Origin of the sequence: Burkholderia sp. Bp9031, from assembly GCF_003857965.1 — a bacterium.
GTDB classification, from domain to species: Bacteria; Pseudomonadota; Gammaproteobacteria; order Burkholderiales; family Burkholderiaceae; genus Burkholderia; species Burkholderia ambifaria_A.
In genome coordinates this window covers 469,046-491,669 of the sequence record NZ_QTPW01000001.1, presented here as the reverse complement: position 1 = coordinate 491,669, position 22,624 = coordinate 469,046, and the positions used below count along the sequence as shown (strand labels likewise).

Sequence of the window (22,624 nt, the reverse complement as noted above, 5' to 3'; positions counted from 1 at the left end):
GGCGCAATCACGTCATGCCGGGAAGGCTCGCGCGAGCGCGCGGCCTCAATATCATGCGCGCCGCGCGTCAGGCCGCGGGCGTGTCGATTGCCGGGCCGAGGCGGCGATAGCCCTCGGTCGCACGCAGCAGCGTGCGCGTGTAATCGCGTGCGACCTGTCCGGCGCGCACGTCCTCGATCCGCAGCTGTTCGACGATCTCGCCATGCTGCATCACCGCGACGCGCTGGCACAGGAAGCCGATCACCGCGAGGTTGTGGCTCACGAGGATCATCGTCAGGTTGCGTTCGCGATGCAGGCGCCGCAGCAGGTTCAGGATCTCCGCCTGCACCGACACGTCGAGCGCGGAGGTCGGCTCGTCGAGCAGCAGCACGCGCGGCTCGACGATCAGCGCGCGCGCGATCGCGACACGCTGGCGCTGGCCGCCCGACAACTGGTGCGGATAGCGGAAGCGGAACGCCGGGCCGAGCCCGACCTCGGACAGCGCGCGGGCGATGCGCGCGTCGGCGTCGTCGATCTTGTGGATCGACAGCGGCTCGCGCAGCGTCTGGTCGACCGTGAAGCGCGGATGCAGCGACGCGTACGGATCCTGGAACACCATTTGCACCTGGCGGCGGAATGCGCGATCAGGCGTGCCGCCGACCGGCCGTCCGTCGATCGACAGGCTGCCGCCCGCGAGCGGCACGAGGCCGGTCAGCGCGCGCAGCAGCGTCGACTTTCCGGAGCCCGATTCGCCGACGAGTCCGAACACTTCGCCGTCGCGTACCGCGAAGCTCGCATCGCGCACGGCGTCGACATGGCCCGTGCGGGTCGGAAAACGGATCGAGGCGTGATCGACGTCGATCATCGTGCGGCCTCCTGAGGTTCATTCGGGGATCGCGCGGGCGAAGCGGCATTCAGCCACGCCGGATCGCGCCGCAGCACGGGCAGTTCGTCGGGCGGGTTCGCGAGCGGCGGATTCGCCGCGAGCAGCCCGCGCGTGTATGGATGCGTCGCATCGCGCAGGTCGCGCGCGGCGCAGGTTTCGACGACGCGGCCCGCATACATCACCGCGACGCGATCGCAGAACGACATCACGAGCGGCAGGTCGTGGCTGATGAACATCAGGCCCGTGCCGTGCCGCGCGATCATCGCATCGAGCACCGCCAGCACCTGCATCGACACCGCGACGTCGAGCGCGGAGGTCGGTTCGTCGGCGATCAGCAGGCGCGGGCCGGTCGACACCATCATCGCGATCATCACGCGCTGGCCCATGCCGCCCGACAGCTCGTGCGGATACGCATCGGCGACGCGCGCCGGATCGCGGATCTGCACGGCCGCGAGCGCATCGACGATCCGCTCGCGCAGCGCGCGGCCGCGCAACCCCGGTTCGTGCAGCCGGAACGCTTCGCCCATCTGCTTCGCGACGGTCATTACCGGGTTCAGCGAATACTTCGGATCCTGCAGGATCATCCCCATCTGGCTGCCGCACAGGTGCCGGCGCTCGCGCGCCGACATCGCGAGCAGGTCGTGGCCCGCGAAGCGCATCGTGCGGGCCGAGCAGTGCGCGGCTTCGGGCAGCAGGCCGAGCAGCGCGCGGCCCGTCAGCGACTTGCCGGAACCCGATTCGCCGACGATGCCGAGCCGTTCGCCGGGCGCAAGCGTCAGCGACAGGTCGCGCACCGCGTCGGTGACGACACCGTCGTGCCCGCGAAAGCCGATTTTCAGGCCGTCGATCTCGCAGAGCGGCGCGGGTGCGTTGACGGAATTCAGTGACATGTCACGCTCCATGACGCGGATCGAAGACGTCGCGCAGCCCGTCGCCGAGCAGGTTGAACGCGAGGCTGACGAGCAGGATCGCGATGCCGGGCAGCGTCGCGACCCACCACGCGTCGAGCAGCACGTTGCGACCGGACGCGACCATGAAACCCCATTCGGGGCTCGGCGGCTGCGCGCCGAGGCCGAGGAAACCCAGCCCCGCGACGGTCAGGATGATGCCGGCCATGTCGAGCGTCGCGCGCACGATCACCGACGACATGCACAGCGGCACGATGTAGCGCAGCAGGATCCGCGGGCCCGACGCCCCTTGCAGCCGCGCCGCATGGATGTAGTCGGCCTGCGCGATGCGGATCGTCTCCGCACGCGCGAGCCGCGCATACGCGGGCCACGCGGTGATCGAGATCGCGACCACCGCGTTGATCACGCCGGGCCCGAGCGCGGCCGCGAACGCGAGCGCGAGCACGATCTTCGGGAACGCGAGCGCGATGTCGGTGATGCGCATCAGCACGCTGTCGACGAAGCCGCCGCAATAGCCGGCCGTCGTGCCGATCATGAGGCCGATCGGCACGACGATCACGACGACGAGGACCGCGATGCCGAGCGTGAGCCGCGAGCCGGCGATCATTCGCGAGAGGATGTCGCGCCCGAGCTGGTCGGTGCCGAGCCAGTGCGACGGCGAGCCGGGCGGCAGCAGTCGGTCGGGCAGCACCTGGTGCAGCGGATCGTGCGGCATGATCAGCGGGCCGAGGATCGCGACGACGATCAGCGCGACCAGGATCGCGAGCCCGAACAGGTTGAGCGGATTGACCGCGAAGCGGCGCCAGCGGCGGTACGCGAGGCCGAACGCGGCCTGCGAGCGCGACGCGGGCGCGTCGGAAAGAAGCCACGCGCGCAGCGTGAGACGCTCGGCATTCATGGTCGGACGGCCTTCGGCATGGACGGGGAAAGAAGCACGATGGAAGCGGTCATGTCGATGCGGCCCTCAGCGCGCACGCGGATCGAACACGCGGTACAGCGCGTCGGTCAGCAGGTTGACGGTGATGAACATCGCGCCGATCACGAGCGTCGCGCCGAGTACCGCATTCATGTCGGCGTTCAGCAGCGCGCCCGTCAGGTACGAGCCGAGCCCCGGCCACGCGAACACGATCTCGGTCAGCACCGAGCCTTCGAGCAGATTGCTGTACGTGAGCGCGATCACGGTCAGGAGCGGCACGGCGATGTTGCCGAACGCATGCCGCCAGATCACGCGGCGCTCGGACAGGCCCTTCGCGCGCGCGGTGACGATGTATTCCTGGCTCAGCTGGTCGAGCATGAACGAGCGCGTCATCCGGCTCAGGTACGCGACCGAGTAGTAGCCGAGGATCGCGGCCGGCAGCGCGATGTGCGACACCGCGTTGCGGAACACGTCCCACTCGCCCGCGAGTGCCGCGTCGATCAGCAGGCTGCCCGTGCGCGGGTCGACCATGCCGTCGTACACGGGATCGAGCCGGCCGGGGCCGCCGACCCAGTGCAGCCGCGCATAGAACAGCAGCAGCCCCATCAGCCCGAGCCAGAACACCGGCACCGAATTGCCGATCAGGCCGACGAAGCGCGCGATGTGGTCGATCGGCCGGTTGTGCTTCACCGCGGCCGCGACGCCGAGCGGCACGCCGATCGCGATGCCGATCAAGGTCGCGATCGTCGCGAGTTCGAGCGTGGCGGGGAATACGCGCCGGATGTCGTCGAGCACCGGGTTCGACGTCAGCAGCGACATGCCGAGATTGCCGTGCAGCACGTCGCGCGCGTAGATCAGGAATTGCGTGACGAGCGGCTTGTCGAGACCGAGCGCGATGCGCTCGGCCGCGTACGCCTCGGCCGACGCGCGATCGCCGAGGATCGCGAGCACGGGATCGATCGGCACCTTGCGGCCGATCACGAACGTCAGCGCGAGCAGCCCCGCGAACGTGACGGCGAGCGTGAGCGCCCAGCGCAGCACGCGCAGCGCCCAGCGCACGGCCGGGTGCCGCGCGGACAGCGTGCGCAGTGCTTCGAGGGAGGAGGCGGGAGTCGACATGCGGCGAATCTTATTGCTTCTTCAGGTTACGGTACGACACGAGATCGTTGATCGGCCCGACTTCGAGCCCGCTCACGCCGGGCCGCGTCGCGACCTGCGCGACTTTCTCGAACATGATCACGAACGGCGAGCGCGCGAGCAGCGCCTTCTGCATCGCCTGATACCGTTGCGCGCGTTGCGCGGCGGTCGGCTCGGCGAGTGCGGCGTCGGTTTCCTTCGTCAGTTGCGGAATGTCCCAGCTGTTGCGCCAGGCCAGCATTTTATAGCTCGACTTGTCGGAGTTGTCGGGGTTCCATGCAAAACCCTGCGCGTTGCTGTGCGGGTCGATGTAGTCCGCCGACCATTCGCCGATGTAGATGTCGTGCTGGCGCGCGCGGTATTTCGCGAGCGTCTGCTTGTTGTCGCCGGGGATCAGCTGCACCTTGACGCCGGCTTGCGCGAAGTTCGCCTGCACGGCCTGCGCGATCTCCGTGTACGGATAGTCGTTGCGCACGTCCATCGTCACCGAGAAGCCGTTCGGCACGCCGGCCTTCGCGAGCAGCGCCTTCGCCTTCGCGACGTCGAGCTTGTACGGGTTCGAATTCAGCGTGCCGAGGAAGCCTTCCGGCAGGAAGGTCTGGTGCACCTTGTAGGTCGTCTTCACGACGTTGGCCTGGATACCGGAATAGTCGACCAGCCACTTCAGCGCTTCCTGCACGTCGGGCTTCGCGAGCGTCGGGTTCTTCGTGTTCAGGCCGAGATACAGCAGCGTCGCCTGCGGCGATGCCGCGACCTTCGCCTTGCCGGATTTCACGACCGACGCGAGATCGTCGGGGCTCAGGTCGCGCGCCGCGTCGACGTCGCCGTTTTCCAGCAGCAGCCGCTGGCTTGCCGCTTCGGGCACATGGCGCAGCACGATGCGCTTCATCGCGAGCGGCAGCCGGTAGCCGTCGAAGCGCTGCAGCACGATGCTGTCGCCGGCGCTCCACTTGACCAGCTTGTAGGCGCCCGAGCCGGCCTCGTTGGTCTTCAGCCATGCGTTGCCGAAATCGTTGCCCTGCTGGTGCGACAGCAGCAGCTTCTTGTCGACCACCGACGCGGGCCAGGAGCCGAGCACGTTCAGCACGAAGGTCGGCGCGTACTTGTGGTCGGTCGTGATCGACACCGTCTGGTCGTCGAGCTTCTTCACGTTCGCCGCGACGTTCGCCTTCGTGAGGCCGATGCCGGTCAGCACGGCGGCCGGACCCTTGTCGAGCAGCACCGCGCGCTGGATCGACCACGCGACGTCGTCGGCCGTCAGCGGGTTGCCCGAGTGGAACTTGAGACCCGAGCGCAGCTTGAACGTATAGGTCAGCCCGTCGGGGCTCACCGTCCACGACTGCGCGACATCGCCGTTGAATTTCGACGGATCGCGCAGGTCGACGCGCACGAGCCGGTCGTATGTGTTCGCGACGTATTCCTCCGGCACCAGCTCGTAGATCTCGCCGGGATCGAGCGTCGTGAATTCGTCGAGCAGCGTGGCCATCACGAACATGTCCTTCGGCGTCTCCGCGTGTGCGGCGCGAAGCGGAACGGCGGCGAGGACGGACGCGGCGGCGAGCGCCGCGACGAGCCGGGAGGTCAGGGGTTTCATGGGCGCTTCTCCATCTGTCGTTGAAGTCGTTGAACGTGAACGGTGAGGGGAACGTGCATCGTTATATCAGGCGCCACGGGCCGCTCGCCGCGTTGTCGATCTGCGGCAGCGCGCGCGAACCGGGCAGCTCGTAGTGCCACCACTCGCTGTCGATATGCGCGAAGCCGGCCGCATGCATCACGCCGAGCAGCAGCAGCCGGTTGCGTTGCACGGCTTCGCGCAGCCCCGCGTGGAAGTGGCCCGACGCGGCCACCATCTCGTCGAAACCGGTGCCCATGTCGAGCGGCTCGCCGTTCGCGCCGACGAGCGTCAGGTCGAGCGCGGTGCCGCGGCTGTGGTTCGAGCCGCGGCCGAGATCGGCGACGAAGTTCGGATCGGGCAGGAAATCCCACAGCACCTGCTGCGCCTGCGGCGGCCGGTACGCATCGTAGATGCGCAGCGTGAAGCCGGCCTGCGCGGCGACGTCGACCGCGCGACGCAGCGCGGCTTCGGCCGGCTCGAGCAGCAGGCAGTGCGCGCGCCGGTAGATCGGCTTGCCGGTCAGGTTGCGCTCGGTCGCGTAGACGAGGTCGATCTCGACGCGATGCGTGGCGGGCGTGATTTCGACGAGGCGGTGACGGTTCATCGGCGGTTCGGGTTCGCTCAGGATTCGAATTGGTCGAATGTGCGCTGCAGCTCGCGGTTGCGCGCGACGCGCCGGTCGATCGCGGGACCGAGGCGGTCGACCACGGCGGTGATCAACAGGTTGAACAGGCAGGTGAGCGGCGCGAGCGAATCCCAGAACTGACCGACGTCGGTCTTCACCTGCAGCAGGTCGGCCGGCCATTCGCGCGCCCACGGGCAATAGAGATCGGTGACCAGCGCGAACGGCTGGCCGCGCTCGGCGGCCGCCTGGCAATAGCGGCGCGCGCTACGCGAATAGGCGCGCGTATCGGTGACGATGCAGTACGGCCGCTCGAACTCGGAATTCAGCGAATCGACGTACGAGCCCGACTGGCCGTCGGAATAGAACACGCGCGGGCGCAGGTATTCGAGATAACTGCTGAACGCATTGCTGATGCCGCGGGTCGACTGGATACCGAGGATGAACACGGCGTCGGCATGCGCGATCCGGTCCGCGACCTGAGCGAACACCGGCTCTTCCGCGAGCCGGTACACGTGGCGGATCGCGTCGAGTTCGCGATCGAGCGACGATGCCAGCGTGCCGTCGCTGCGGTTGCCGTCGTCGGCGGTCGTGGGTGCGGCTGCGGTGCGGCGGTATTCGTCGAGGCGATCGGTGATCATCCACGGGCGGTCGCTGCCGCCGCGCAGCTCGCGTTTCAGGTCGTCGAGGTTCTGGTAGCCGACGCTGCGCAGGAAGCGTCCGACCGAGATGCCGCTGGTGCCGGCCTGCTGCGCGATCTGGTCGGCCGTCTCGAGCCCGAGCCGGTCGAGGTTCGCGAGCATGTAGCTCGCGATGCGCTTCGCGGTCGGCGTCAGTTCGGCAAAGCGGGATTCGACGGTATGGGCGAACGCGCAGGTCATCGAGCTGTTAGATGTTTGTCATCTGATGATTTGGTGTCATCCATCTAACAAAGCCAAAATCATTCGCGCCAGCAGATAAAAACTATGGTTGGGGCAGGGTGATAGGGTCGGGCAGGCTCCGCTAACGACAGGAGGGGTTATGTACGGCAGCGGGCAAATTATTCCTGCCAGACATATTCAGCGCATATCTCTGACAGGAATAATTTGCGTTTATGTATGCCAGAGATATACTGCGTTTATTGCCTACTGGACTCCATGCCGTGAATTTCATCGTCAATACCCCCACGCAACTGGGTGAGATCCTGTCGTCTGCGCGTCAGGAGAACGGGCTGACGCAAGCCGAGGCGGCGGCGCGCATCGGCGTCGGCCAGTCGCGCCTGTCGTCGCTCGAGACCACGCGCACCGCAAGCCTGTCGCTCAGCCAATTGCTCGAGTTGACCGCGTTGTACGGTCTCGAACTCAGCATCCGGTCGAAAGGCGGGCGCGACACCGGCGACGTCGAGTGGTAAGCGATGGGGCGTAAATCGCATACCCGCGCACTATCGATCTGGGCCAACGGTCAGCGGGTCGGAACCTGGCGGATTCCCGCGCGCGGCGACATGGAGTTGCGGTATGACGCCGGCTGGAAGCAGTCGGATGCCGGCCGCCCACTGTCGCTGTCGCTGCCGTTCGGCGTCGGCGATGCACCGTTGCGCGGCGAGCGCGTGAATCACTACTTCGACAATCTGCTACCCGACAGCGACGCGATTCGCCGCCGGCTCGCGTCCCGGTTCGGCACGGCAACGATCGAGCCGTTCGATCTGCTTGCCGCGCTCGGACGGGACTGCGTCGGTGCTGTTCAGCTGCTCGGCGAGGACGAAATGCCGATGGGTCATGGCCGGATCGATGGTACCCCGTTGTCGGACGACGAGGTGGCGCGCGCGCTTGATCAGGCGCGCGGGGTGGCGGGCGGTGCGGAGGATGATGACGACTTCCGTCTGTCCCTGGCCGGCGCACAGGAAAAGACCGCGCTGTTGTTTCACGACGGGCGGTGGATGCGCCCGCATGGCGCGACGCCGACGACGCATATTCTCAAGTTGCCGCTCGGACTGGTCGGCAACAAGCGCGCGGATCTCACGGCATCCGTCGAAAACGAGTGGCTGTGCCTGGAGATCCTGCGCGCGTACGGTTTGCCGACGGCCGATGCCGAAATCGTGTGTTTCGGCGAACACAAGGTGCTGTCGGTCGCGCGCTTCGATCGTGCGTTGCATCGTGACGGCGGATGGCTGTTGCGCTTGCCTCAAGAGGATTTCTGCCAGGCGCTCGGCGTGCCGCCGCATCTGAAATACGAATCGCAGGGCGGCCCCGGCGTGCCCGATCTTGCGGCCATCCTGCGTCGGTCGGAAACGGCGCAGGCCGACCTCGACACGCTGTTCACCGCGCTGGTCGTGTTCTGGATGCTCGCCGCACCGGACGGGCATGCGAAGAACTTCAGCCTGCGCCTGTTGCCGCGCGGCCGTTTCCGCCTGACGCCGCTCTATGACGTGATGTCGATCTGGCCGGTCGAGGGAGACGGCGCGAACCAGTGGTCGTGGCACAAGGCGAAGCTTGCCATGGCCGTACACGGCAAGCGGAAGCACTATGCGATGCGCGACATCACGCGCCGGCACTTCAGCGCGATGGCCGAACATTGTCTGCTCGGCGATATCGCGACGCCGATCGTCGAGCGGCTCGTCGCTGCGACACCGCACGTCATCGAGTCGGTCGGCGCGGCGCTGCCGGCCGGGTTTCCGGCGAGGATCGCCGAGCGCATTCTGGGCGGATTGCGCTTCGCCGCGCAGCGCCTCGCCGACATGCCGCGCACCTGACGTCGGGTGGCAGGCACCCGACGCATCACCTGCCGCGAGTAGACGAGCAGCGGCGATGGTGACTGGACGGGTGCGTGATGTATCCGATGCGGGCGGCAACCGGGTCGGACGGCGCCGGCGTGCCGTCCGACAGCGCGAACGGCGCACCGAGGCGACCGGGCCGCAACCGCGGCTGGCCGGCCTTATTTGGCCAGCGTCCGGTACGACACGAGGTCGTTGATCGGCCCGATCTCCGGCCCGGTCGTGCCGGGGCGCGTCGCGACCTGCACGACCTTCTCGAACATGATGATGAACGGCGAGTTCGCGAGCACGGACTTCTGCAGCGCCTCGTAGCGCTGCGCGCGCTTCGCGGGCGACGGTTCGACGAGCGCGGCCTCGGTGTCCTTCGTCAGCTGCGGAATGTCCCAGCTGTTGCGCCACGCGAGCATCTTCGTCTTCGACTGGTCGGAATTGTCAGGATTCCATGCGAACCCGCGCGCGTTGCTGTTCGGGTCCATGTAGTCGGGCGACCATTCGCCGATGAAGATGTCGTGCTGGCGTGCGCGGTACTTGCCGATCGCCTGCTTCGCATCGCCCGGGATCAGCTTCACGCGGATGCCGCCCTGCGCGAAGTTCGCCTGCAGCGCTTGCGCGATCTCGATGTACGGATAGTCGTTCGGCATGTCCATCGTCACGTCGAAGCCGTTCGGCAAGCCGGCCTTCGCGAGCAGCGCCTTCGCCTTCGCGACGTTCTGCTTGTACGGGTTCGAATTCAGCGTGCCGAGGAAGCCTTCGGGCAGGAAGGTCTCATGCACCTTGTAGGTGGTGCTGACGATGTTGCGCTGGATGCCGTCGTAGTCGACGAGCCACTTCATCGCCTGCTGCACGTCAGGCTTCGCGAGGTTCGGGTTCTTCGTGTTCAGGCTCAGGTACAGCAGCGCGGACACGGGCCACGACGCGACCTTGATCTTGCCGGCCTTGGTCAGCGCGGCGAGGCTGTCGGGGCTCAGGTTGCGCGCGGCGTCGACGTCGCCGTTCTCCAGCAGCAGCCGCTGCGCGGACGCCTCGGGCACGTGGCGCAGCACGATGCGCTTCATCGGGTACGGCGCGCGGTACTTGTCGAAACGCTGCAGCACGATGCTCTCGTTCGGCGTCCACTTGACGAGCTGGTACGGGCCCGAGCCCGCGTCGTTGGTCTTCAGCCAGCCGCTGCCGAAATCGTTGCCCTGCTGGTGCGACAGCAGCAGCTTCTTGTCGAGGACCGACGCCGGGCATGCGCTCAGCACGTTGAGCACGAAGCTCGGCGCGTACTTGCGGTCGGTTTCGAGTACGAAGGTCTGCGGGTCGACCGCGCGTACCTTCTGCATCACGTTCGCCTTCGTGAGGCCGAGATCGGCGAGCACGCCGGCCGGGCCCTTGTCGAGCAGGATGGTGCGCTGCAGCGACCACGCGACGTCGTCGGCGGTGACCGGGTTGCCGGAGTGGAAGGCGAGACCGGGGCGCAGCTTGAACGTGTAGGTGATGCCGTCGGCGCCGACCGTCCACGATTGCGCGATCTGCCCGTCGAAGCGCGTCGGGTCCTTCAGGTCGACCCGCACGAGCCGTTCGTAGGTGTTCGCGACGTACTCGGACGGCACGAGCTCGTAGATTTCGCTCGGATCGAGGGTCGTGAATTCGCCGAGCTGGGTGGCGACAACGAAAATGCCGGGCGGCGTCGCGGCCTGCGCCGGCAGCGCCGGAACGAGGGCGACGAGCGCGGCGCTGACGAACAGCCGGGACAGCAGGTGCTTCATGCGGGCTCCGTGGAAAGGGAATCGTGGTGCGATTCTCTCATCGACGGCAGCCCGGATGAAAATATTCGACAGGCGCGCATGACAGCGCCCGCGGCGGGGCTTGCGGGCCGGGCACGATACCCGGCACCGGCGGCGCTCAGATCACGCAGCGCGCGATCGCGAAGCGCATCGCTTCCTCGGCTGGCTCGCTGCCCGAGCCGCGCACGACCTTGACGACCGAACCGTGGCCCGACGGCGTGAGCGTGACGAAGTACGAGCGCGATCCGACGGTGATGTCGGTCACGCCGTTGTGCTGCGACTGCTCGGTGCCGGACAGGCGGCTGTCGAGGCAGTTCGCGATCGCGTGGGCCGGACGCGCCGACGACACGTAGATCATCGGCGCCGAGCCGGATGCGGCCGAGTTGGACGAGGGCGCGGAACCGCACGCGGCGAGCAGGGCGGCGGGAAGGAGCAGCAGGAATCGTTTCATGATCGGAATCGTCGTGTGTCTCGTGTCGAGGCTGGGGCGCGGGGTATGCGAAACGCGGAGCTTCGCGACGAAACCGCCGGAATCGTGCCGTTCTTGACGGTCGATACGGGCGGCGGCTGACGTCGGAGTATACCCGCGGCACTTGACACGCAAGGCCTGCTGAAACGATTCGATACAACAAGCGCCCGCTGTCGCGCGGCGGCAGCGGGCGTTTCAAGCGATGGCGAATCGACGCTTGCCGGCGTTACTGGCCGATCTTGTGGCTGACCGCGTTTTCCTGCTGGTTCAGCACGTGCTTTTCGCTCTGCGTAATGTGGCCGCGATCCTGCACGGCCATGTCCCGCTCTTCATGGCGGATCTTGCGGTCGTCACGGTGCAGGCGCGCGGCCTGGGCGTGCGACATCTCGCCTTCCCTCACTTCGTGATGGATCCGGCGATTCTGGTTGGCGAGGCGCTGGTTGACCGCTTCGCGGCGCGGATGCGCCTGCTGCCACGGCGTTTCGGCGAACGCGGTGCCGGTCAGCACCGACATCAGGGTGGCGGCGATCGCGAGATGGCGGGTAAGGGCTCGCATGACGTTTTCTCCTGTCGTTGCGCGTCCGAATCATGGGCGCTTGTCGAAAAAACGCTGTGCGGGCCCCGGCTGTTGACGTTTCTCGCTGTATCGATTGCAAGTCTTTATTACGCCCGCGATCGCCCGGTGCGATGCGGGGGGCGTCAGGTGAGCCGATAGGCCGGGCCGGGCGTCACTTCGGCGGGCAGCGGCTCGCGGTTCAGTTCGAGCAGCGTGCGCTCGATCATCCGCGTCATCGCATCGAGTGCGAGGTGGTTCGGCCCGTCGCCGAATGGCTCGGCGATCGCATGGGCGATCGCGTCGAGCGCGATCAGCGTATAGGCGACGAACACGGTGACGAACGGCGTCGCTGCGCCGATCGAGTCGACGAGGCCGAACGGCAGCAGCACGCAATACGCATAGATGGTCCGGTGCAGCAGCACGTCGTACGAGAACGGGATCGGCGTCGATGCGATGCGCTCGCAGCCGCTCACCATCGACACGAGATCGTCGAGGCGCGCGTCGAGCATCCAGAGTCGCGTATCGGCGAGACGGCCCGCGTTGGCGCGCGCGGCGAAGGCTTCGCGCAGTTCGTGAACGATCGCGATCGGTGCAAACCGGGCAGCGACGATGCGCGTATAGGTACCGTCGTCGAGCAGGGTGCGCAGGTCCGCCGCCGGATCGGTGCCGCGCAACTGATGCTTGAGCGCATAGACGAACGCGACGACCTTGCGCACGAACGCCTGCCGCGCAGCATCGTCGTCGTCGATCGCGCCGTAGCAGAGCGCCTGCGACACCAGCGTGCGCGTGGCGGTCAGCACGCCGCCCCACAGCTGCCGGCCCTCGCGGTAGCGTTCGTAGCTCGCGTTGTTGCGAAACCCCGCGAAGATCGCCAGCGTGAGGCCGATCAGCGTGAACGGCGTCGGGTTCAGCGGCACCTTCTCGCCGAGCAAGCGGCCGCCGCCCCACACCGCGACGATGCTGATCGCGAGCGTCAGCACGAGCTGCGGCAGGATGGTCGGCAGCACCGAGCCGTTCCAGACGAGCAGCATCCGCAGCCAGTGCTCGCGCGGACGAACGATCATCGCCGCGCTCCGTCAGGCGGCAGCCGACACCGGCGCGGCCGCGCGATGCAGCAGGACCGGCACCGACTTCGACGTCGGCGTGTTGCACACGTCGCCGACGCTGTCGAGCGGCACCAGCGGGTTCGTTTCCGGGTAGTACGCGCCGATGCAGCCGCGCGGGATGTCGTATTCGACGAGCAGGAAGCCGTCCGCGCGCCGCTCGATGCCGTCGTGCCACACGGTTTCCATGTCGACCCAGTCGCCGGCCTTCAGGCCGAGCATCGCGAGGTCGTCGCGGTTGACGAACACCACGCGGCGCTGGCCGAACACGCCGCGATAGCGGTCGTCGAGCCCGTAGACGGTCGTGTTGTACTGGTCGTGCGAGCGCGTCGTCATCAGCGTCATCAGGCGCTCGCCATGCAGCGCGCGGGCGCGCTGGATCGGCGTGTCGGTCGGCAGCGCGTGCGCGATGAAGTTCGCCTTGCCCGTCGGCGTCAGCCATTCGCGGTCGCGCGACGCGACGCGCAGGTGGAAGCCGCCCGGCCGCGCGATGCGCGTGTTGTAGTCGTAGAAGCCGTCGACGGTCGCTTCGATCGCATCGCGGATCTTCGCGTAATCGTCCTTGTACGCGAGCCAGTCGATCTTGCCGTTGCCGAACAGCGCATGGCCCATGTGCGCGACGATCGCCGGCTCCGACATCAGGTTCGCGGAAGCCGGCTGGTTCATCCCGTACGACACGTGGACCATGCTCATCGAGTCCTCGACCGTCACGCCTTGCGGCACGTTGTCCTGCAGGTCGATCTCGGTGCGGCCGAGCGTCGGCAGGATCAGCGCGTCGCGGCCGTGGATCAGGTGGCTGCGGTTCAGCTTCGTCGTGATGTGCACGGAGAGATCGCAGCGGCGCATGCCTTCCCACGTGCGCGGCGTGTCGGGCGTCGCCATCGCGAAATTGCCGCCGAGGCCGATCAGCACCTTCACGTGGCCTTCAAGCATCCCTTCGATCGTCTCGACGACGTCGTAGCCGTGATGGCGCGGCGGCTCGAAGTCGAACACGTGGCCGAGCCGGTCGAGGAAGGCCTGCGACGGCTTTTCCTCGATGCCGACGGTGCGGTTGCCCTGCACGTTCGAGTGGCCGCGCACCGGGCACAGGCCCGCGCCGGGGCGGCCGATGTTGCCGCGCATCAGCATCAGGTTCGTCAGCATCTGCACGGTCGCGACCGAATGCTTGTGCTGCGTGATGCCCATCCCCCACGTCGCGATCACGCGCTCGCTGCGCGCATAGCGCTGCGCGAGGCCGTCGATCTGCTCGTACGGCACGCCGCTTTCGGCCGTCAGTGCCGACCAGCTTTCGTTGCGCAGGTCGTCGGCGAACGCGTCGAAGCCGGCCGTGTGCTCGTCGATGAAGGCGGTGTCGAGCACACGCGGCGCACCGGTGGCGCGCGCGGCATCGTCGAGTTCGAGCACGCGCTTCGCCATCCCCTTGATCAGCGCGAAATCGCCGCCGATCGTCGGCTGGATGAACGTCGACGCGATTGGCGTGCCGGACATCGTCAGCATCTCGAGCGGGCTTTGCGGATCGGCGAAGCGTTCGAGGCCGCGTTCCTTCAGCGGGTTGATCGACACGATCGTCGCGCCGCGCTTCGCGCATTCGCGCAACTCGCCCATCATCCGCGGATGGTTGGTCGCCGGGTTCTGGCCGAAGATCAGCAGCAAGTCCGCGTGCTCGAAATCGTCGAGCGTGACGGTGCCCTTGCCGACGCCGACCGAGTCCGGCAGCCCGCGGCTCGTCGCTTCGTGGCACATGTTCGAGCAGTCGGGGAAGTTGTTCGTGCCGTACAGCCGCACCAGCAGCTGGTACAGGAACGCCGCCTCGTTGCTCGCGCGGCCCGACGTGTAGAACGCGGCCTGGTTCGGGTCCGGCAGCGCACGCAGGTGGCGCGCGATCAGCGCGAACGCGTCGTCCCAGGCGATCGGCACGTAGCGGTCGGTCTGCGCGTCGTACACCATCGGATCGGTCAGGCGGCCGTGCTGTTCCAGTTCGAAATCCGTCTGTTCGAGCAGTTCGGTGACCGTGTGCGCGGCGAAGAATTCGGGTGTGACGCGCTTGCTCGTCGCTTCGGCGGCCACGGCCTTCACGCCGTTCTCGCAGAATTCGAACGTCGATGCGTGCTGGCGGTCGGGCCACGCGCAGCCCGGGCAGTCGAAGCCGTCCGGCTGGTTCTGGCGCAGCAGCGTGCGGTAGTTGCCGCCGGTGACCTTTTCCTTGATCAGGTTGATCGCGACGGCTTTCAGCGCGCCCCAGCCGGCGGCCGGGTGGTGATACGGTTCGATGCGTGCGGCGGCGGATTTCTTTTTCATGATGCAGTGATGCGTGTGTCGGGGTCGATGCGTGGAGAGTACGCGCGGCGCTCCGGCAGCTGTATGTACACCTTTCGTCTTCAAAAAAGAGTACAGTTGCGGCCATCCAGGCAGTGCGGGTCGCAACTGTGTTGTTGAAGGGGAGTTGAAAGGGAGGCGCGTGAAGCGTTACGAACAACTGGCCGACGATCTGCAGGCGCAGATCGAGCGCGGCGTGTACCAGCCCGGCGAGCGGATTCCGTCGGTGCGGCAGGCGAGCCGCCAGCAGCAGCTCAGCGTTACGACCGTGCTGCGCGCCTATCTCGTGCTGGAGAGCCGCGGCCTGATCGAGAGCCGGCCGCAGTCGGGCTACTTCGTGCGGGCGCGGGCCACGGCGCCGGCCGAGGCCGAGCTGCATGTGTCGGCGCCGGCCGCCGAGCCGTCGGCGGTGGACGTGAGCCGGCTCGTGCTGTCGACGCTGCGCTCGATCTCGCGCGACGACGCGGTGCCGCTCGGCTCGCCGTATCCCGACGCATCGCAGTTCCCGGTGCAGCGTCTTGCGCGCTACGCGCAGGCGATCGGGCGGCGCCGCACGCGCTGGGGCGTGATCGACGACCTGCCGCCCGGCAACCAGGAACTGATTCGCCAGATCGCGCGGCGCTATGCGGAGCGCGGGATCGCGGTCGAGCCGGGCGAGATCGTGATGACGATCGGCGCGACCGAGGCGATCAACCTGTGCCTGCAGGCCGTCGCGCGGCCGGGCGACACGATCGCCGTCGAGTCGCCGACGTTCTACGCGATGCTGCACGCGATCGAGCGGATGGGCATGCGTGCGCTGGAGGTGGCGACGCATCCGGGCAACGGCATCGATCTCGACGCGCTCGAACGGATTCTCGAGCGCGAGCGCATCGCCGCGTGCATGGTGATGCCGAATTTCCAGAACCCGCTCGGCTTCCAGATGCCCGATGCGCGCAAGCGCGCGCTCGTCGAGCTGCTCGCGAAGCACGGCGTGCCCGCGATCGAGAGCGACGTCTATCACGAGCTGCATTTCGGCGACACGGCGCCGAGTGCGCTGAAGTCGTACGACCGCGACGGGCTCGTGCTGCATTGCGCGTCGTTCACGAAGAGCCTGTCGCCGCGCTACCGGATCGGCTGGGCGATGCCGGGACGCTATCGCGACCAGGTCGAGAAGCTGAAATTCCTGAACACGCTCGCGACGCCCGCGATCGAGCAGCTCGCGATCGCCGAATACCTGAAGCACGACGGCTACGATTTCCATCTGCGGCGAATGCGCAAGCAGTATGCGCAGCAGGCGAACCTGATGAGCGCGATGGTGCGGCGTTTCTTCCCGGAAGGCACGCGGCTGTCGCAGCCGCAGGGCGGGTACGTGCTGTGGGTCGAGCTGCCGAAACAGGTCGATGCGATGAAGCTGTATGCGCTCGCGCTCGCGCAAGGGATCACGGTCGGGCCCGGCCACATGTTCTCGGCAAGCACCGATTACCGGCATTTCATCCGGCTCAACTACAGCTATCCGTGGTCGCGGCAGATCGAGGACGCGCTGAAGGTGCTGGGACGGCTCGCGTCCGAGTGCGCAGGGCGGTGAGCGGCGCCGCGTGCGCCGCGATGCGGGGTTGCGTGCGGCGGCCCGTTGCAGGCCGCCGCGGCATGCATTACCGCGCGTTCGGCGCCTGCAGTTCGGCTTGTGCCGCGCCGACCATCCGGCGCATGTCGAAGCCCGACGGGTGCTGATACACGCGCAGCCCGAACTCCGGCAGCACCGCGATCAGGTGATCGAACAGGTCGGCCTGGATCGTCTCGTAGTCGATCCAGGACGTCGTGTCGGTGAAGCAGTACAGTTCGAGCGGAATGCCTTCGGCCGTCAGCGGCAGCTGGCGCGCCATGCACGTCATGTCGCGACGGATGCGCGGATGGCCCTTCAGGTAGTTCGCGACGTACGCGCGGAACGTGCCGAGATTCGTCAGCTGGCGGCGGTTCGCCGGGCATTCGCCGGCCGCGCCGAGCGTGCCGTTCCATTGCGCGATCGCGTCGACCTTGTCTTCCAGATAGTCCTTCAGCAGTGTCAGGCGTTCGAGCCGCTCGATCTCGTCGTTGTCGAGAAAGCGCACGCTCGTCGCATCGACGAACAGCGCGCGCTTGATGCGGCGCCCGCCGGCTTCGGTCATTCCGCGCCAGTTCTGGTAGCTCTCGGTAATCAGCTTCCAGGTCGGCACGGTGATGATCGTGTGATCGAAGTTCGCGACCTTGACCGTGTTCAGCGTGATGTCGATGACGGTGCCGTCCGCGCCGGCCGACGGCATCGTGATCCAGTCGCCGATCCGCAGCATGTCGTTCGACGATAGCTGCACGCCGGCGACGAGGCCGAGCAGCGTGTCCTTGAAGATCAGCATCAGCACCGCCGACAGCGCGCCGATGCCCGACAGCAGCAGGCCGATCTGCTTGCCGGTCGCGTCGCCAATCACGACGAGCGCGGCCGTGATGAACATCACGAGCTTGACGAGCTGCATCGGGCCTTTCAGCGACATGCGCGGCTGTTCGCGACGGCTCGTGCGATGCGTGTGTTCGAGCGCGGACAGCGTCGCGCTGATCGTCATCGACAACAGGAACACGATCAGCGCGAACAGCACCTTGTCGGCGACCTGCATGGCGACGGCCGGGATGCCGGGCACCGTGCCGAGCCCGAGCTTGATCACGACGAACGGCACGATGCGGTTCAGCCACTTGAATGCGCCGAACTCGAACAGCGCGTCGTCGATGCGGGTGGCCGACAGCCGCGCCAGGCGGGCGACCACGCGGAACAGCAGGAAATGGACGGCGGCCGTGATCGCGCCGGCGGCGGCAAGGAGGATGAGGATGCCGACGAGCGGCGAAAACCAGGATTCGTTCAGGGTCATAAGGGCAGGCAGGGTCCTTCTCGTGCGTTGAATCTGCGCCGCGATGCGGCGCGCGCCCGGTGAAGGGCACATGAAAGGGACCGTGATTGTGCCATCGGGTTCCGGCCGGATGCCGCGGATGCATGACGCACGGGTTCCCGAACATCCTCACCGTTGCATGGATATTCGTCGTGTTCATGCCGCGCAACACACTGTGCACTTGCCATGCAATGCCCGCTCGGGGCACGATGCGCGAACGGCTCCGCAAGCCACGGTTCCACGTCATTCAGGCCATCCACGCATTTCACGCATGCAAGATTTCAACGAAAGCCGGCCGTCACGCGTGCGGCTGCTGAAGGGCATTCTGCCGATCCGCCGCGCGTCGGCGATCCGCGACGTGTTCGCGGGCTTCTCGCTCGCGTCGATGGACATCCCGCAGGTGCTCGGCTATGCGCGCATCGCCGGCATGCCGGCCGTGTCGGGCCTCTATACCGTGTTCCTGCCGCTGATCGCGTTCGCATGCTTCGGCGCGTCGCGTCATCTGGTGGTCGCCGCCGACTCCGCGACCGCGACGATCTTCGCGAGCCGCCTGTCGTCGATGGCGCCGGCGGGCAGCGCCGAATACATGGCGCTGGCCGGCATGGTCGCGCTGCTGACCGCCGCGATGTTGCTGCTCGCGCGCATCTTCAAGCTCGGCTTTCTTGCCGATTTCCTGTCGCGCACGGTGCTGGTCGGTTTTCTCGCCGGCGTCGGCGTGCAGGTGTCGATCGCGATGCTCGGCGACATGCTCGGCTTGTCCGTGCCGTATCCGGCGTCGCGCAGCATCGCCCAGCTCGCCTACGTCGTCACGCATGCCGCCGACGCGCATCGGCCGACGCTCGCGCTCGCGGTGCTCGTCGTCGTCGCGATTCTCGCGTGCAAGCGCTTCCTGCCGCGCATGCCGATGCCGATGATCGCCGTGGCGGGCAGCATCGCCGCGAGTTATTCGTTCGGCTTCGCCGCGCATGGCATCGCGGTGCTCGGGCCCGTCGCGGGCGGCTTGCCGCCGCTGCGCTGGCCGTCCGTCACGTGGCAGCAGTTCCTCGATCTCGTGCCGGTCGCGGCGTCCTGCTTCGTGATGATCATCGCGCAGAGCGCGGCGGCTGCCCGCGTGTTCGCGCAGCAGTACGGCGAGGACGTCGATACCAATGCCGACATCCTCGGGCTTGCGGCCGCGAACGCGGCGGCGGCGGTGGGCGGCGCGTTCGTCGTCAACGGCAGCCCGACGCAGACCGCAATGGCCGACGGCGCAGGCGTGCGCAGCCAGATCGGGCATCTGGCGTTCGCCGCGGTCGTCGCGGTGGTGCTGCTGTTTTTCAGTTCGACGCTGCAATACCTGCCGCACGCGGTGCTGGCCGGCATCGTATTGACGATCGCGCTCGGGCTGATCAACGTGCGCAGCCTTGCCGCGATCCGCAAGGAAAGCCCCGGCGAATTCACGCTCGCGCTCGTCACCGCCGCGGCCGTCGTGACGGTCGGCGTCGAGCAGGGGATCCTGCTTGCCGTCGCGTTGTCGCTGATGCGGCACGTGCGCCACAGCTACCAGCCGCACACGATGGTGCTCGAAGCGGCCGAAGGCAGCGGACGGTGGCTGCCGGTGCCCGCGCGGCCCGGCGCGATGACGGCGCCGGGGCTGATCGTCTACCGCTTCGGCTCCGACCTGTTCTTCGCGAACGACCATCTGTTCGCCGCCGAAGTGACCGAGCTCGTCGATGCATCGCCGGTTCCGTTGCGCTGGTTCGTCGTCGATGCGGGCGCGATCACCGATCTCGATTACTCGGCCGCGCGGACGATCACCGATCTCGTCAACGCGCTGCACGCGCGCCGGATCGGCGTGCTGTTCGGGCGCGTGAACCGCTACCTGCACGCGGACATGGAGCGCCACCGGATCACGGAGATCGTCGGTGCGTCGTGCATCTTCCCGACGCTGCATCAGGCGCTGGAAGCGGCGGGCGTGACGCCGGCGCAACAGGAGCCGGGTGTCGTGTAGCGGGCACCTCCGGCATTCAGCGCGAGCCGGCCCGCGCAGCCCCCGTCGGCCGTCCGCCCGCGCCGCTCGACCACCGCGGCAGCCGCAGCGTCGTCACGAAGCTCGCCGCATGCAGCGCACACAGCAGGCCGAACGCCCATGCGTAGGCGCCGCCATGCGAGCCGCTCGTCGTGGCCGATTCGACCTGCAGCCGCCACGCGAGAAACAGCGTGCACATTGTCGTGAACGTCGGGCCGCCGAGGCGCTGGACGATATTGAGCGACGTCGTTGCCATCGGCAGGTTGCGCCGCTCGACCGACGCATACGCGGCGGAAATCGACGGGGCGCCGATCGCGCTCTGGCCCATCCCGCGCAGAAACAGCGCGGGCACCAGCACGTAGGGATCGTAGCCGGCCAGCGCGAGATACACGAACGGCAGCGTCGCGACGAGCGCGAGCATCGCGCCGGCGGCGGCCAGCCGGCGCACGCCGAAGCGGCTCGTCAGCGCGCCCATCGACGGATAGGTGACGAGCATGCCGAGCCCGAGCGGGGCCAGCAGCCAGCCCATCTCGCCGGGCGAGCGGCCGCACGCCTCGATCAGGAACACCGGGATCAGCATCTGGCCCGCGTAGATCGCGCCGTTCGACAGGAATTGCGTGGCGGCGGCCGCGCCGAACACGCGCGAGCGGAACAGCGCGAGATCGATCAGCGCATGCTCGCCCTGGCGTCGCTCGATGCGCAGGAAGGCAGCGAGCAGCAGTACCGAAACGGCGATTGCGGCGATACCGGGCACGGCGTTGATCCGCTCCGCGCCGTACAGGAGCAGCACGAGCGCTGGCGACAGCAGCGCGAGGCCGATCCAGTCGAGCTCGCGCCGCTGCGTTTCCTCGCGGTCGCCGGGCAGGAACCACACGGCCAGCGCAAGCGCCAGCGCGCCGACCGGCAGGTTCACGAGAAAGAGCCAGCGCCACGATGCGTGCTGCAGGATCGCGCCGGCGATGACCGGGCCCAGGATCGGCGCGATCAGAACGGGCACCGCCGCGTAGCCGATCACGCGCGCCATCTGCTGGCCGGCCACGCGCGCGATCATCATCTGCGCCATCGGCGCGAGCAGCCCGCCGCTGACGCCTTGCAGCACGCGGAACGCGATCAGCGATGGCGCGGACCACGCGAGCCCGCACAGCGCCGACGTCAGCGTGAACGCGGAGAAGCACCACAGGTACAGCGCTTTCGCACCGATGCGGTCGACCAGCCAGCCGTTCAGCGGCAACACCAGCGTGAGCGCGAGCAGGTAGCCGCTCGTCACCCACTGGATCGTCGACAGGCTCGCGTGCAGGTCGGTCGCGAGGCTTGACAGCGATACGTTGACGATCGTCGCGTCGAGCTGCGACAGAAGCGAGCCGAGCGTCGCGACCGCGCTGACCTTCCAGATCGACGGATCGCGCCGGCCGGCCGCATGGCCCGGCACCGGCCGGGCGTGCTTGTCGCTCACGCGCCGCGCCGGTCGAGCAGCGCGAGAATCTCTTGCGTCGAACCCGTCTCGCCGAGACGCGGGAACAGCCGTTCGACGCTGTTCGTGTGCGCGTCCGCGTTGAGGTCGGTCATCGCGTCGACCGCGAGCGTCACGTTGTAGCCGAGCTCGTGCGCCTGGCGTGCGGTCGATTCGACGCCGATGCTGGTCGCGATGCCGGTCAGCACGATCTGCGTGACGCCGGCCGCCTTCAGGTGCGCGTCGAGATCGGTGGCGGTAAACGCGCCCCAGGTCTTCTTCGTCACGACGTGGTCGCCCGGCTGGCGGTCCAGTTCGGGGACGAGGTCGGCCCAGTCGGCCGGAAGGGCATCCAGACGCACTTGCTGCTGCGTACGGCCCGGTGCACCGCCGTCGACGTTGACGAGCACGACCGGCAGGCCGCGGCTGCGGAATGCGTCGAGCAGGTCGCGCGTGCGCTCGATCACCGGAGCGACCGGGTGGGAGGTGGGCAGTGCGACGATGCCTTTCTGCAGGTCGATGACGACGAGTGCCGTGTTCGTGTCGAGACGGGTTGTGCTCATGGTGTCGATGCTCCGTGAATTGGGCGAAGGAAAGGGTGCGCGCGCATGCCGCGCGGCACGCAGGCGGAGGTCATTGCTCGCCGATACGCCGGATCAGCGGAATCGCGGCAGCGAGCGTGCGGATTTCTTCAGGGTCGAGCTTCTCGATCGCGGCGCCGAGCCACTTGTGCTTCGCCGTGTCGCGCTTGCGCCGCGCTTCCAGGCCGGCCGCGGTCAGCAGGAACAGGATCTGGCGGCCGTCGGTCGGATGCGGCTCGCGTTCGACGAGACCGTCTTCCTCCAGGCTCGCGAGAATCGCCTTCATCGACTGCGGCTTCATTGCCTCCGCGCGGGCGAGATCGGCGGTCGTCATCGGACCCTGCCGTTCGAGCCGCGCGAGCGCGCTCGTCTGCGACATGCCGAGCCCCTCGGATTCGATTTCGGAGCGCAACCGGCGGATCAACTGGCCGACCGCGAGGGTCAGATCGGCGGCGACAGTGTCGGCGGGAATGCCGGGCATGCGTGGCGGTGTCATGCGGCGGATCATAGGATATGACAGTTAAACTTGCAAGTTTAGCTGTCGAATTGGGTGAAGGTTCGTGACACGCGGTGCGTCGGTGTGATCGGTATGAGCGGGTGAGCGGGTGAGCGGGTGAGCGCGCGTTGGCACGCAACGACCGGTTTACCGGATGCGGCCGGTGTGCGGCG

Annotated in this window: 20 protein-coding genes; 4 read left to right on the top strand and 16 right to left on the bottom strand. The window is 67.6% G+C overall.

The features are described 5' to 3' along the window. Positions 1–67: 67 nt before the first annotated feature. From DIE15_RS02160 to sapR, 7 genes are all read right to left on the bottom strand, one after another. Complete coding sequence (locus DIE15_RS02160; RefSeq protein WP_057924923.1) at positions 68–844, bottom strand: ABC transporter ATP-binding protein; 777 nt, start codon at positions 842–844, stop codon at positions 68–70. After that, complete coding sequence (locus tag DIE15_RS02155; protein WP_124832258.1) at positions 841–1,755, bottom strand: ABC transporter ATP-binding protein; 915 nt, start codon at positions 1,753–1,755, stop codon at positions 841–843. Before DIE15_RS02155 ends, DIE15_RS02160 begins: the two co-directional genes overlap by 4 nt. 1 nt (position 1,756) lies before the next feature. Continuing rightward, positions 1,757–2,671: a nickel transporter permease gene (gene nikC / locus DIE15_RS02150; RefSeq protein ID WP_124832257.1), complete on the bottom strand. Its 915-nt coding sequence runs from the start codon at positions 2,669–2,671 to the stop codon at positions 1,757–1,759. A 66-nt stretch (positions 2,672–2,737) separates the two neighbouring features. Further along, positions 2,738–3,808 carry an ABC transporter permease gene (locus tag DIE15_RS02145; protein ID WP_057924926.1) on the bottom strand — a complete coding sequence of 357 codons (1,071 nt, stop codon included), beginning with the start codon at positions 3,806–3,808 and terminating at the stop codon, positions 2,738–2,740. 10 nt (positions 3,809–3,818) lie between these two features. Beyond that, complete coding sequence (locus DIE15_RS02140) at positions 3,819–5,420, bottom strand: ABC transporter substrate-binding protein (RefSeq protein WP_124832256.1); 1,602 nt, start codon at positions 5,418–5,420, stop codon at positions 3,819–3,821. 61 nt (positions 5,421–5,481) lie between these two features. Continuing rightward, positions 5,482–6,045 (bottom strand): D-alanyl-D-alanine dipeptidase, encoded by a 564-nt coding sequence (gene ddpX / locus DIE15_RS02135; RefSeq protein ID WP_124832255.1) that lies wholly within the window; start codon positions 6,043–6,045, stop codon positions 5,482–5,484. A gap of 17 nt (positions 6,046–6,062) precedes the next feature. Next, the gene (sapR, locus tag DIE15_RS02130; RefSeq protein ID WP_124832254.1) at positions 6,063–6,944 is read right to left on the bottom strand and encodes a sap1 transcriptional regulator SapR; all 882 of its coding nucleotides are present in this window, start codon (positions 6,942–6,944) and stop codon (positions 6,063–6,065) included. A gap of 260 nt (positions 6,945–7,204) precedes the next feature. Here sapR and DIE15_RS02125 point away from each other — a divergent pair, with 260 nt between their 5' ends. Both DIE15_RS02125 and DIE15_RS02120 read left to right on the top strand, forming a co-directional pair. Next, complete coding sequence (locus tag DIE15_RS02125) at positions 7,205–7,453, top strand: helix-turn-helix domain-containing protein (protein WP_057924930.1); 249 nt, start codon at positions 7,205–7,207, stop codon at positions 7,451–7,453. Positions 7,454–7,456: 3 nt separating this feature from the next. Continuing rightward, a complete protein-coding gene (locus tag DIE15_RS02120) occupies positions 7,457–8,791 on the top strand; it encodes a type II toxin-antitoxin system HipA family toxin (RefSeq protein WP_124832253.1) in 1,335 nt (444 codons plus the stop codon). Between the two features lie 182 nt (positions 8,792–8,973). On the opposite strand, the gene DIE15_RS02115 is transcribed toward DIE15_RS02120, so the two are convergent. From DIE15_RS02115 to DIE15_RS02095, 5 genes are all read right to left on the bottom strand, one after another. Continuing rightward, complete coding sequence (locus DIE15_RS02115) at positions 8,974–10,563, bottom strand: ABC transporter substrate-binding protein (protein ID WP_057924932.1); 1,590 nt, start codon at positions 10,561–10,563, stop codon at positions 8,974–8,976. 136 nt (positions 10,564–10,699) lie between these two features. Beyond that, positions 10,700–11,032, bottom strand: coding sequence for a hypothetical protein (locus tag DIE15_RS02110; RefSeq protein WP_057925168.1), 333 nt, complete (start codon positions 11,030–11,032; stop codon positions 10,700–10,702). A 244-nt stretch (positions 11,033–11,276) separates the two neighbouring features. Further along, complete coding sequence (locus DIE15_RS02105) at positions 11,277–11,606, bottom strand: hypothetical protein (protein ID WP_124832252.1); 330 nt, start codon at positions 11,604–11,606, stop codon at positions 11,277–11,279. A 143-nt stretch (positions 11,607–11,749) separates the two neighbouring features. After that, complete coding sequence (locus tag DIE15_RS02100; protein ID WP_124832251.1) at positions 11,750–12,670, bottom strand: bestrophin family protein; 921 nt, start codon at positions 12,668–12,670, stop codon at positions 11,750–11,752. Between the two features lie 12 nt (positions 12,671–12,682). Beyond that, positions 12,683–15,007 carry an FdhF/YdeP family oxidoreductase gene (locus tag DIE15_RS02095; RefSeq protein ID WP_124832250.1) on the bottom strand — a complete coding sequence of 775 codons (2,325 nt, stop codon included), beginning with the start codon at positions 15,005–15,007 and terminating at the stop codon, positions 12,683–12,685. 160 nt (positions 15,008–15,167) lie between these two features. Between DIE15_RS02095 and DIE15_RS02085 the strand changes: the two genes are divergently transcribed. Then, positions 15,168–16,589 carry a PLP-dependent aminotransferase family protein gene (locus tag DIE15_RS02085; protein WP_124832249.1) on the top strand — a complete coding sequence of 474 codons (1,422 nt, stop codon included), beginning with the start codon at positions 15,168–15,170 and terminating at the stop codon, positions 16,587–16,589. Positions 16,590–16,656: 67 nt separating this feature from the next. Here DIE15_RS02085 and DIE15_RS02080 read toward each other — a convergent pair whose 3' ends face one another. After that, complete coding sequence (locus tag DIE15_RS02080; protein WP_057924937.1) at positions 16,657–17,898, bottom strand: mechanosensitive ion channel family protein; 1,242 nt, start codon at positions 17,896–17,898, stop codon at positions 16,657–16,659. Between the two features lie 289 nt (positions 17,899–18,187). Here DIE15_RS02080 and DIE15_RS02075 point away from each other — a divergent pair, with 289 nt between their 5' ends. Then, the gene (locus DIE15_RS02075) at positions 18,188–19,906 is read left to right on the top strand and encodes a SulP family inorganic anion transporter (protein ID WP_057924938.1); all 1,719 of its coding nucleotides are present in this window, start codon (positions 18,188–18,190) and stop codon (positions 19,904–19,906) included. A 16-nt stretch (positions 19,907–19,922) separates the two neighbouring features. On the opposite strand, the gene DIE15_RS02070 is transcribed toward DIE15_RS02075, so the two are convergent. From DIE15_RS02070 to DIE15_RS02060, 3 genes are all read right to left on the bottom strand, one after another. Next, positions 19,923–21,377, bottom strand: coding sequence for a DHA2 family efflux MFS transporter permease subunit (locus DIE15_RS02070; RefSeq protein ID WP_124832248.1), 1,455 nt, complete (start codon positions 21,375–21,377; stop codon positions 19,923–19,925). After that, positions 21,374–21,937 (bottom strand): isochorismatase family protein, encoded by a 564-nt coding sequence (locus DIE15_RS02065; RefSeq protein WP_057924940.1) that lies wholly within the window; start codon positions 21,935–21,937, stop codon positions 21,374–21,376. The genes DIE15_RS02070 and DIE15_RS02065 overlap by 4 nt, the downstream gene beginning before the upstream one ends. A gap of 70 nt (positions 21,938–22,007) precedes the next feature. After that, positions 22,008–22,463: a MarR family winged helix-turn-helix transcriptional regulator gene (locus DIE15_RS02060; protein WP_057924941.1), complete on the bottom strand. Its 456-nt coding sequence runs from the start codon at positions 22,461–22,463 to the stop codon at positions 22,008–22,010. Positions 22,464–22,624 lie beyond the last annotated feature (161 nt).

Excerpts from the sequence above, each read along its gene's own strand:
- DIE15_RS02160 (WP_057924923.1), bottom strand. The coding sequence starts at position 844 with ATGATCGACGTCGATCACGCCTCGATCCGTTTTCCGACCCGCACGGGC.
- DIE15_RS02155 (WP_124832258.1), bottom strand. The coding sequence starts at position 1,755 with ATGTCACTGAATTCCGTCAACGCACCCGCGCCGCTCTGCGAGATCGAC.
- nikC (WP_124832257.1), bottom strand. The coding sequence starts at position 2,671 with ATGAATGCCGAGCGTCTCACGCTGCGCGCGTGGCTTCTTTCCGACGCG.
- DIE15_RS02145 (WP_057924926.1), bottom strand. The coding sequence starts at position 3,808 with ATGTCGACTCCCGCCTCCTCCCTCGAAGCACTGCGCACGCTGTCCGCG.
- DIE15_RS02140 (WP_124832256.1), bottom strand. The coding sequence starts at position 5,420 with ATGAAACCCCTGACCTCCCGGCTCGTCGCGGCGCTCGCCGCCGCGTCC.
- ddpX (WP_124832255.1), bottom strand. The coding sequence starts at position 6,045 with ATGAACCGTCACCGCCTCGTCGAAATCACGCCCGCCACGCATCGCGTC.
- sapR (WP_124832254.1), bottom strand. The coding sequence starts at position 6,944 with ATGACCTGCGCGTTCGCCCATACCGTCGAATCCCGCTTTGCCGAACTG.
- DIE15_RS02120 (WP_124832253.1), top strand. The coding sequence starts at position 7,457 with ATGGGGCGTAAATCGCATACCCGCGCACTATCGATCTGGGCCAACGGT.
- DIE15_RS02115 (WP_057924932.1), bottom strand. The coding sequence starts at position 10,563 with ATGAAGCACCTGCTGTCCCGGCTGTTCGTCAGCGCCGCGCTCGTCGCC.
- DIE15_RS02110 (WP_057925168.1), bottom strand. The coding sequence starts at position 11,032 with ATGAAACGATTCCTGCTGCTCCTTCCCGCCGCCCTGCTCGCCGCGTGC.
- DIE15_RS02105 (WP_124832252.1), bottom strand. The coding sequence starts at position 11,606 with ATGCGAGCCCTTACCCGCCATCTCGCGATCGCCGCCACCCTGATGTCG.
- DIE15_RS02100 (WP_124832251.1), bottom strand. The coding sequence starts at position 12,670 with ATGATCGTTCGTCCGCGCGAGCACTGGCTGCGGATGCTGCTCGTCTGG.
- DIE15_RS02095 (WP_124832250.1), bottom strand. The coding sequence starts at position 15,007 with ATGAAAAAGAAATCCGCCGCCGCACGCATCGAACCGTATCACCACCCG.
- DIE15_RS02080 (WP_057924937.1), bottom strand. The coding sequence starts at position 17,898 with ATGACCCTGAACGAATCCTGGTTTTCGCCGCTCGTCGGCATCCTCATC.
- DIE15_RS02075 (WP_057924938.1), top strand. The coding sequence starts at position 18,188 with ATGCAAGATTTCAACGAAAGCCGGCCGTCACGCGTGCGGCTGCTGAAG.
- DIE15_RS02065 (WP_057924940.1), bottom strand. The coding sequence starts at position 21,937 with ATGAGCACAACCCGTCTCGACACGAACACGGCACTCGTCGTCATCGAC.
- DIE15_RS02060 (WP_057924941.1), bottom strand. The coding sequence starts at position 22,463 with ATGATCCGCCGCATGACACCGCCACGCATGCCCGGCATTCCCGCCGAC.